We start from the raw sequence: 8,660 nt of genomic DNA, 5'->3' as shown, positions 1-8,660 counted from the left end.
CGCCTCGCTCGCGAACATCGCGAAGGCCGCGGCCTGCGCGGCCACCACCGCCAGCACCAGGAGCAGCGCCAGCCGCCAGACGAGCGAGCGCGGCACGAGGCGGCTCACCGGACCTCCCGCACGTCGGTGGCGAAGACGTAGGTGGATGGGTCGGTCGATCAAACAACGCCCCAGGAGAAACCTCCTGGGGCGTTTGTCGTTTTCCGAACCCAACCGTCTAAAAATCGGGGCAAGAAACAAAAAAGCGCGCCTTTTAGGGCGCGCTTGAGTTGTTTAATTCTAGATGGACTGGAACGAATTCTATTCTATCCGAAGTCGGATCGAACGCAATAGGTGTGGTATAGCTTTTGCCGGGCTTCAAAGGTTATCCCCGCTCACCGCTGCGCTGTAGTCCGATCCGCCGCTTTCCAATGCCCCATCTGCTGCTGCCGCATCGCCGGCAATGCATGAGTAGGGCGGGAAGCTGTACCGCATCCCAGCCGAGGCCGTGGTGACCTACGAGACCGACAGCAGGTTCAAGGCGCGGAGACCATAACGGCGTCAGGTCACGGCTGGCCCTGACGCGTCCCGGTGCGACTTGAAATCCGGCGAGCGTAGTGTCGGACAGGCGACGTGGCGGGGAATGCGCTGACGGGCGCAATGGTAGGAGGGGCTTTCGATGCAGCCATTCCGGCCGCCGGTGCCGCCGCTTCTGGGCTCCTAAACCGTCTGACCGGCTCCGCCTCTCCCGAGGTCGCAACCCTCGCCCGCACGGCGCGAGCCCGCTTTGGCATACCGATCCGAGCCGGGCGGATCCGCGACGCCTTGGATGGTGCTTAACGTGCCCTCGATCGCGCGATTGCGTGTCGAGAACAGTCCCGGCTCCCGGGCCGGCGCCCCGTTCTCATTCGCGGGACGATCGTTCGGCGCCATTCCGTCCACGCGGCCCGGCAATCTCGCCGCGGCAAGCACCTCCTACGATCCACGTCGAGGACTGGCAGGCAGGGATCGCCGATGGCCTCCGGCATCGTCACGAACGGCATGCTCTGCGTCACCGGCCCGGAACTGACGGCGGACGAGTGGACGGCGCGGCCCTGACTCCGCGTCGAGATCGGGTTGCGACCGCCCTAGAGCAGCCCAACCCCATCGAGGACACCAACCATCGCGAAGGCGATCGTGAGGCCGGATACGACGTAGACCACCCATTTGTAGGTGCCTTCGACCCGCCGGTCTGGCGGCAAGGCACGGGTGGCGAGCAGGATGAGGAAGCCGAGGGCCAGCGGCAGCAGGAGCGCGTTCATCACTTCTACGGCGACGTTGAGCGCTACAAGGTTCGGTACGAGCTGCACTCCGATCGCACCGGCGACCACAACTAAGGTGAAGGCGCCGTAGAAAACTGGTGCCTGACGCGGCGACAGGGTGAGGGAGTGCGCCCGGCCCGTCAGGTCGCCGAAGCCCCACGCGAGCGACAGTGCGACGACGTTGAGTGCCACGAACGCCGCTGCGATGATGCCGACCCCAAAGGCGACGTGTCCGAGCCATGGGCCCAGCGCCGGTGTGAAGGCATCTGCTAGTTGGCCGACCGTATCGAGCCCTTGGGCTGTTCCGCGGCCGCCCTTCCCGATGGTGGCGGCCGCCGCGATCAGGATCGCCCCCATCACGCATTGCGAGATGATCGCACCGACGAGGGTATCCAGGCGCGAGTCGCGTGCGTGTTGCCAGCCAAGGCCCTTATCGACGATCGCCGACTGCTGGTAGAAGATCATCCATGGCATGATGACTGCGCCGATATTGGCTGCGATGAGAACCCGGAAGCCGCCGTCGTTTAGCGGTATGTGCGCGAACGAGGCCAGGATTTCGCCTGGGTCAGGTTTGGCCGCAATAGCGAGTCCGATGAACACGAGTTCGAACAAGCCGACGGCGATGGCTACCACCTCGACACGCCGGTAGCCCCCGGTGAACACCAGCCACAGCAGGATCGCCACCGGTAAACCAAGGCTGACGATCCGCGGCACACCGAACAGGTCACCGATGCCGGCGATCCCCGAGAACTCGGTGACGATGGCTCCGATACCGGCCACGACGAGACCGCCAAATGAAATCCAGGCCCAAGCGGGTCCGAAATGCTCTCGGATTAGCGCGCCGTGACCACGGCCTGTCGCCGTGCCGAGGCGGACGGTGAGTTCCTGAACGATGTAGAGGATCGGCACGAGCAGGAGTTGCAGCAGAAGCAGGGAATAGCCCCAACGCGCTCCGCTCTGCGCGGCGGTGATCAGGCTCCCGACATCGGTGTCGGCGAGCATCACGACAAGACCGGGTCCTGCGGCCTTGAGAAACGCGGATATGCGGGGCAGGTAAGCGGTGTCGGGCACGGCATTGCAACCGGAACGGTCAAGGCGGGTTCCGAGCGTCCCAGTAAACCATGGTGCGTCACAGAAACCCGCTCCCCCAGGGCCCCTTGAGCGCGTTCGCCCGGCCGATGCAGCCGACGACCATTCGCGGATCGCGGTGCCCGGATGATCCCCTGATCTGGATGAGATCAGCGCACCGGAAGCGACGTTCAGCCTTCAACCCAGCATGTCGAGGGTCTGGAGCCACGCATGACACAGGGTGGGCCAGACGCTTGCGGGCGTGCCCGGCTCCCCAATGCCGAAACCATGGCCGCCCTTGCTGAAGCGGTGGAACTCGACCGGGACGCTCATGTGCCGACAGGCCGTGTCGAGGATGCGGCTGTTCTCCGGACTGATCACGGGATCGTCGTCGGTCTGCACGAGGAAGAGCGGCGGGCAGCCCGGACGCAACTGTGTCTGGAGCGACCAGGCGGTCCGCGCTTCGGGCTTCGGCTGCTCGCCGACGAGGTTCCGCCGGGTGCCCGTGTTGTCGTAAGGCGGCTCCAGCGTGACGACCGGATAGATCAGGGCCGCGAAGTCGGGACGGGCCAACTGCCGATCGATCTCGTCCACCGGCGCGTAGGTGCGTAGGCCGGCACGCATCGCGAGCGTGCCGGCGAGATGTCCGCCCGCCGAGAAGCCGACGACCCCCATCCGCTGCCGGTCGAGCCCCATCGCCTCCGCCCGAGAGCGCATCGTCCGCATGGCCCGTTGCGCGTCCTGCAGGGGAACCAAGGTGCCGTCGGCCCAGCCCTCGTTGGGTAGGCGGTAGGTGAGGACGAAGGCCGTCACCCCGATGTCGGTCAGCCAGCCTGCGGCCGGATAGGCCTCCTTGACCAGGCCGATGCGTCGATAACCGCCGCCGCCGACGACGAGTGCCGCGGCACCGTTCGGCTTGGGCGGAATGAAGATGTCCAGCAGGGGCTCGGATATGTTGAAGGCGGCCCCATCGATCTCGGCCTGTTGGGTCCCCATCGGGCCGCCCCCACCCGGTGGGGCGCTGGGCCAAAGCCGCAAGCGCTCGGACCGTGGCTGAGCGCAAACGCTGGTTGCGATCGCGCTCGCGCCGGCAGCGAGGATCAAGGAGCGGCGGTCGAGCATGGTGATCCAGCGCGGCGAGGTGGAGCCTTGCAAGCAAGACCCATGCAGCGGTGAAGCGAAATCATCCGGGGACGTTTCGGAGTGAGGCGCCGGGAGCTGCTGTAGCAGGTCCAGCCTCATGGGAACCCGCTTCCCGAGTGCGCCCTATCCGGCATCGGCTGCGGCGCTATCTCAGACTGACTACTCGCGGTTCGCAGCGGTCATAGCGCGAGCGACAACTTCCCGTAGGGCTGTCTGTCCATCCACGAGGAACCAAGCTCGCAACGCATCCGTGGTCTCGGGCCTGTCGTCCACCCGCTCGCGGAACAGGTCGCTGTAACGTGCGAGTTCACGTTCAAGGAATGTGTCAAGGTAGCTCGGCCCTTTCGCTTTGGCGAGGTCGAGAAGGGCGTCATCGAGGACGCGACGCATCATCTCTCCGACCATGGCTGAGACGTAGATGGCTTCAGGACTGCCTTGCTCGGGCTCTTTCAATCCGGTCTCCGTAAGGGTGGGGGATGGCGAGCCTGTGCCCGCCAGCTGAGGCGCCGTGCAATCGCATCGGCGCCTGCCTGAAGCCTTTAGCCCTCATTCGCCTTGAAGTCGCCCCACGAGGATCGCCCGAGGCTCGGCCTCTTCATCCGGCTCCCGCTCGCCGAGCAGCGCGGCAATTCTAGCCACCCACGGTGCCCAGCACCGTCGTTCGATCGTTGCAGAGGAACCGGCGCCCGATGGCGGTCTTGAAGGGAGCGAGCGCTCATCGCGCGCATCCCAGACGCTGTCGCCTAGGCTGCTGCAGAGCGCCTTCCGGCTGTTGCTGAAACTTGAAGGGACCTACCATGGCCGACACGAACGCCTCCCAGGGGCAGCGCCTCCACGAGACCCAGAACGGCACCAAGTCCAACGCGAAGCAGGTCTCGACCGACGCGCTCAACGCCCGGCTCGCGGACGGCATCGACTTGGCGCTGGCGGTCAAGCAGGCCCACTGGAACCTGAAGGGTCCGCAGTTCATCGGCATCCACCTGATGCTGGATGGGTTCCGTACCGAACTCGACGATTACAACGACAAGGTTGCCGAGCGCATCACGCAGCTCGGCGGCACGGCGCGGGGCACGGCGACCGCGGTGGCCGCTGGCTCGCAGCTCGCACCGTATCCGCTCGACGCCTATCGGATCGCAGACCATCTTGCGGCGCTGATCGATCGCTATGCGGTCTATGCGAACGCCGTCCGCCAAAACATCGACGACACCGACGAGGCGGGCGATGCCGGCACGGCGGACCTCTTCACTGAGGTCTCGCGCGGCGTCGATAAGCAGCTCTGGTTCCTCGAAGCTCATGTCCAGGAGCCAACTGGCGCGATGCGCGATGGTGATCACGACGGCAAGCGCTGAGGCACGATACGGCCATTCGGCTGACGCCGGCACGAGAGCCAAGATCGCATCCCTCAGATGAGCGATGCGATCTTGGCGGTCTCGACACATCGATGCCGGGCGGCTTCGTGCCGGGTCGATGGTCCTGCCCGTGTCCGGTGCGCCGAGGAAGCGGTGAGAGCACGATGTTCGCTCTCAGCCTGATCTGCCTCTCGGCGGGAGCCACATTCGCCAGTGTCGCTCCGCAGCGACTCGCGCGGCAGGCCACGTTCGAGAGCATGGGGGGCTGCCCGATTGTCGGCGGCCCCTGCCTGCCTGGTGCTGGGCTGCCGCTGTGCCGCTGAGCGAAGCGCCAACGCGCCTGCCTTACCGTCCCGCCATGACCTCAAGCCACGGTAGCGGCAGCCAGATTGTTGCCCCGGCCGCCCCAAGGGAGAGGCGCGAACGGGATCACCGCGCGCTCGGCCGCCGCGACCGGCAGCACGCCGTCAGAGGCGATGGCAGGCATCCGTGCGGCTACGAGAGCCAGGAAGGCACCGAGAACGGTGCGGCGGGCGAGCTCGGCCATCCGCGCGTCTCGCTCCGTTCGGCAGCGACGAGGCGTCAGCGGCGGGCAAGGCCGAGCGCCCAGGCATGGGCCTCGCGCTGATCGGTCTCGCCGGCCGCGGATCCGGTGCCGGTAGGAGGCCGCAAGGCGAAGGCAGGCCGCGTGATCCTGCCGGGCGTGCAGCAGGCGGACGGCGGGGGAGCGGATCCGGTCGGAGGCCATCGGTCCGACCTCGATGCGCGCGGTCGGCGCGGGAGGACCTTGGCGGCGGCCCGGGCGCCCTCGAGCGCATAGGACATGCACATGCCCCAGGCGTCGCCAGTCACTTCCATGCGGGCCTGAGCCGAACGGATCGCGGCGCGCTTGATGGCGGAGCGGTCGAAGGTGCCGTCGCGGTTGACCAGCGGGGCGACGGTGGCGGCGAAGCGCTCGGCGCTTTCGGTCGAGACGACGACGGCAGCCCTGGGAACGCCTGTCCGAGGTCTCCCGCCTTGCCGGCCTCCTCGCCGATCAGGTGCTGGACGCGCAGATCATGAGTCGGCCAGTCCCGAGCAACATATCCGGGCGCTACTCAGCGCAGACTTCCTGCTGGACGAGCACGACCTTCCGCTTCCTTCGCTGCCTCAGCAGATCGTCCACGGGGCGAAACGCGGAGCCGACCGATGCCAGGAGCCTTCGAGCGTGCGGGTCTGAAGTTCATCTCCGAAATCGGAGGTGGTTCCGGCAGCCGGTTCCGTGAGGAGAAGGCGCGGAGCCGGACGAAAATCACCGTCCGGATCAGCTCGCCAGCAGGAACGAGGCTGGCCGAAGGGACGGAACGAACGGCCGCGCCGAGCCGAGCCGCATTCAAATGTTTCGCGTCTCATGGCTCGAACATGCGTATCTCGCGCTTTGAGCCCTAACCCCAATCCTGGCTGTCCAGCGTGCACGCGCCATTGGCGACGCTTGCGATGGCCGACATCGCGGCGTCGAGGGAGGCGTGCGCGCGTTTCACAGTCACGAGAAGGCCCGCCTCATCCGGCTGGATCTGGAAATCGTCGGTATCCTTCGGCCTTGTGATCTTGCCGAGGCTCCGTCCCAGCCGATCTTTGAGATCCCATGCCTTGCCGGCCGACCCTGTCGGTGTGAGAACGACGTCCATTCATCTGATCCTTAAGAGCGGGGAGGGTCGCTCCAAAGCCCTACAATTTCGGTCGAAGGTCAGGCAATTCAGGAGCAGGACCACATCGCGACCAATCAGGACTGCGCTGTCGATGCCCTTCTGCGACAGATCGAGTGGAACCGCTTCGACGATACCGAAGTGGGCCACACACCGTTCTTGAATGAGTCGGCCTCGGCGACGATCGCGGCGCAGCTTCGCACAATCGGTGAAAGCATTCACGCCATCGGAGGACTGGATGCGGTCGACGAGGCGATCCTCCGGATCACCGAAATGAATTCCGGCTTTTCCGACCAGCGGTCGAGGCTCTTGGAAGCGCTTTGGTCTTCCATAGGCCACGATGTCGGGACGGCGTGACGCTGGATGTTCCCGCCCTCGATCCTGCCAGCCGTGGCGATCAACTTGCAGGCTTTGGCTTCGACGACCGGTGAACGCTTGATGTCGGGCCTTCAAGCGCATGCCTCACTGATCGTCCTTTCCGCTGTCGCCCTTCTCGGCGTTCGCAGCGTTGCCCGTGACCGTCATGCGAACGTGGTTGGCGGCTTCACGATGTTTTTCAATACGAGCTTGCGCCAACGTATCGTCGGCTTCGGCATCCCTTTCGGCTGCAGGGGAACGCCCGGCATCGTCAGCCCTGTGAGATCGCTGATCCGCGAGGCTCGGTTGCTGAGGCATAAAACGCTCCTTGCATGTTCGATTCCGTGATCCGGCAGCGAGTTCAGATCAGGCACGTCCGAGCCACATCAGGAGGAACCCTGCCAGGGGTAGGCTGAAGCCCAGCACCACCCGGATATCGAGTTCCTTGGAATGCTGTGCCATGCGCCATCGGCGACAGGCCAAGTGCTCCGCTTCCATTCCCAGGATCATAAGACATAGACCAACGTACACCGGCATGGACGGCAGCGCGATTTCTCGCATGATCGCCTCATTTTGCTGGTTATGAAGGGACAACGCCTCGCGGAGGCAATCGGGTACAGAGAAAATAACTCCAAAGGATCCTGAGGATTTCAGCTGAGATTGAGCAAGATCCTGGCGGGCATCGGGGCCGCCGGCACGCCGATGGTGGGGCGGCGCGCATGAGGTCGTCGTTGCGCGGTGCCGCGAGCACGTCGCGACAAACAAAAGCGGTCGCCGCCACCGTGCGGGCGTCTAGGCGGCAGGTACCGTCGTGAACCGAGCGTCCCGATCGGTACTTTCGGCTCGTCCTGGACTTACCGCGCAGTCTGCCAAAGGGCTGTTATCTCTCGAAATGCCGTATCGGCACTTGCCTCAGATGCCCCCTGTGATCCGAAAGATCGGATCGATTGGCGTACGACCAAATCATCCTTCATGATCGTCCAGTCGAAGCGTCCTGGCTCCGACTTGGACGGGTTGATCCGTATCGTATGCGGGTTCGGTGTGAAGGTGATCATGCCCGACATATAGGGCCTCGGCGCGTACAGCGTTCAAGGCGTGATCGAGCCGGCGGATCGCCGAGGGGCTCAAGAGGGCCGCCTGCGCCGGGCAGCGCCTTCCCTGTTCGCCGGCACTATACCAACACTGGGTACGCAGACGTATGCCGGCCCGGCCGCCTCTGCTGATCGACCGGCTGGCAACGGATCACGGGCACCTTCCCAGCAAGCCGGGCTCAGGACCGGATGGCCGGTGCGATGAACGACGCACCCATCCGCCGTGATCGGATCGGAGGACCGGCCTGCTTCGCCTTCAGCGTTCCATTAAGCGCCTGCTAACCGCCGGCCGACACCTTCGCGGGCATGTCGAAGCGTACCAAGCGGACCGCACGAGCCCTTCTCTGGATCACGTCGCTGGCCCTCTGCTGCTTTGCGGCCGTCATGCTGATGCAGATCAACCGGCCCCCGGATCAGGTGGCGAGGCGGATGGGAGACGGAGATCCCATCACAACGGGCTCGATACCGCCCACGCCTATGCGCTGGTGTGGAGCAGCGCCATGGTGTCGGTGAAGCGTCGCCGATCGGCCTTTTGGACCGGAGGAATATCCGAGGTGCCCGGCTGCGCATTCCACGCGCTTACGGGTCCACGATCGAACGGATCGAACGGATCGAAACGAGCTTGAGCTTGGTTCTTCCATTCTCCGGTCGACCGACGGGAGAAGGCTGTCGCTTCTGGCGGCATGC

At 65.2% G+C, this 8,660-nt stretch carries 9 protein-coding genes; 1 reads left to right on the top strand and 8 read right to left on the bottom strand.

Features of this window, described 5'->3' with window-relative positions:
* Nucleotides 1–1,106: 1,106 nt before the first annotated feature.
* The 3 genes from MKK55_RS00190 to MKK55_RS00180 all read right to left on the bottom strand — a co-directional run bounded on the left by MKK55_RS00190 (nucleotide 1,107) and on the right by MKK55_RS00180 (nucleotide 3,944).
* A complete protein-coding gene (locus MKK55_RS00190; protein WP_243932681.1) occupies nucleotides 1,107–2,351 on the bottom strand; it encodes an NRAMP family divalent metal transporter in 1,245 nt (414 codons plus the stop codon).
* A gap of 195 nt (nucleotides 2,352–2,546) precedes the next feature.
* Nucleotides 2,547–3,470: an alpha/beta hydrolase gene (locus tag MKK55_RS00185; RefSeq protein ID WP_147841697.1), complete on the bottom strand. Its 924-nt coding sequence runs from the start codon at nucleotides 3,468–3,470 to the stop codon at nucleotides 2,547–2,549.
* A gap of 180 nt (nucleotides 3,471–3,650) precedes the next feature.
* Nucleotides 3,651–3,944: a hypothetical protein gene (locus MKK55_RS00180; protein WP_147726442.1), complete on the bottom strand. Its 294-nt coding sequence runs from the start codon at nucleotides 3,942–3,944 to the stop codon at nucleotides 3,651–3,653.
* A 344-nt stretch (nucleotides 3,945–4,288) separates the two neighbouring features.
* Between MKK55_RS00180 and dps the strand changes: the two genes are divergently transcribed.
* A complete protein-coding gene (gene dps, locus MKK55_RS00175) occupies nucleotides 4,289–4,840 on the top strand; it encodes a DNA starvation/stationary phase protection protein Dps (RefSeq protein WP_147726444.1) in 552 nt (183 codons plus the stop codon).
* Between the two features lie 364 nt (nucleotides 4,841–5,204).
* Here dps and MKK55_RS00170 read toward each other — a convergent pair whose 3' ends face one another.
* From MKK55_RS00170 to MKK55_RS00150, 5 genes are all read right to left on the bottom strand, one after another.
* Complete coding sequence (locus tag MKK55_RS00170; RefSeq protein WP_243932680.1) at nucleotides 5,205–5,387, bottom strand: hypothetical protein; 183 nt, start codon at nucleotides 5,385–5,387, stop codon at nucleotides 5,205–5,207.
* 877 nt (nucleotides 5,388–6,264) lie between these two features.
* Nucleotides 6,265–6,507, bottom strand: coding sequence for a hypothetical protein (locus MKK55_RS00165; RefSeq protein ID WP_147726446.1), 243 nt, complete (start codon nucleotides 6,505–6,507; stop codon nucleotides 6,265–6,267).
* Complete coding sequence (locus MKK55_RS00160; RefSeq protein ID WP_243932679.1) at nucleotides 6,508–6,984, bottom strand: hypothetical protein; 477 nt, start codon at nucleotides 6,982–6,984, stop codon at nucleotides 6,508–6,510.
* Between the two features lie 3 nt (nucleotides 6,985–6,987).
* A complete protein-coding gene (locus MKK55_RS00155) occupies nucleotides 6,988–7,200 on the bottom strand; it encodes a hypothetical protein (RefSeq protein ID WP_243932678.1) in 213 nt (70 codons plus the stop codon).
* A gap of 1,248 nt (nucleotides 7,201–8,448) precedes the next feature.
* The coding region (locus MKK55_RS00150) for a hypothetical protein (RefSeq protein WP_243932677.1) at nucleotides 8,449–8,660 on the bottom strand (212 nt) is incomplete at its 5' end.

The organism is Methylobacterium sp. J-059 (assembly GCF_022829485.1).
Lineage (GTDB): Bacteria > Pseudomonadota > Alphaproteobacteria > Rhizobiales > Beijerinckiaceae > Methylobacterium.
Note: the sequence above shows the minus strand (reverse complement) of the source record. Positions and strands in the feature narration are given on the sequence as shown.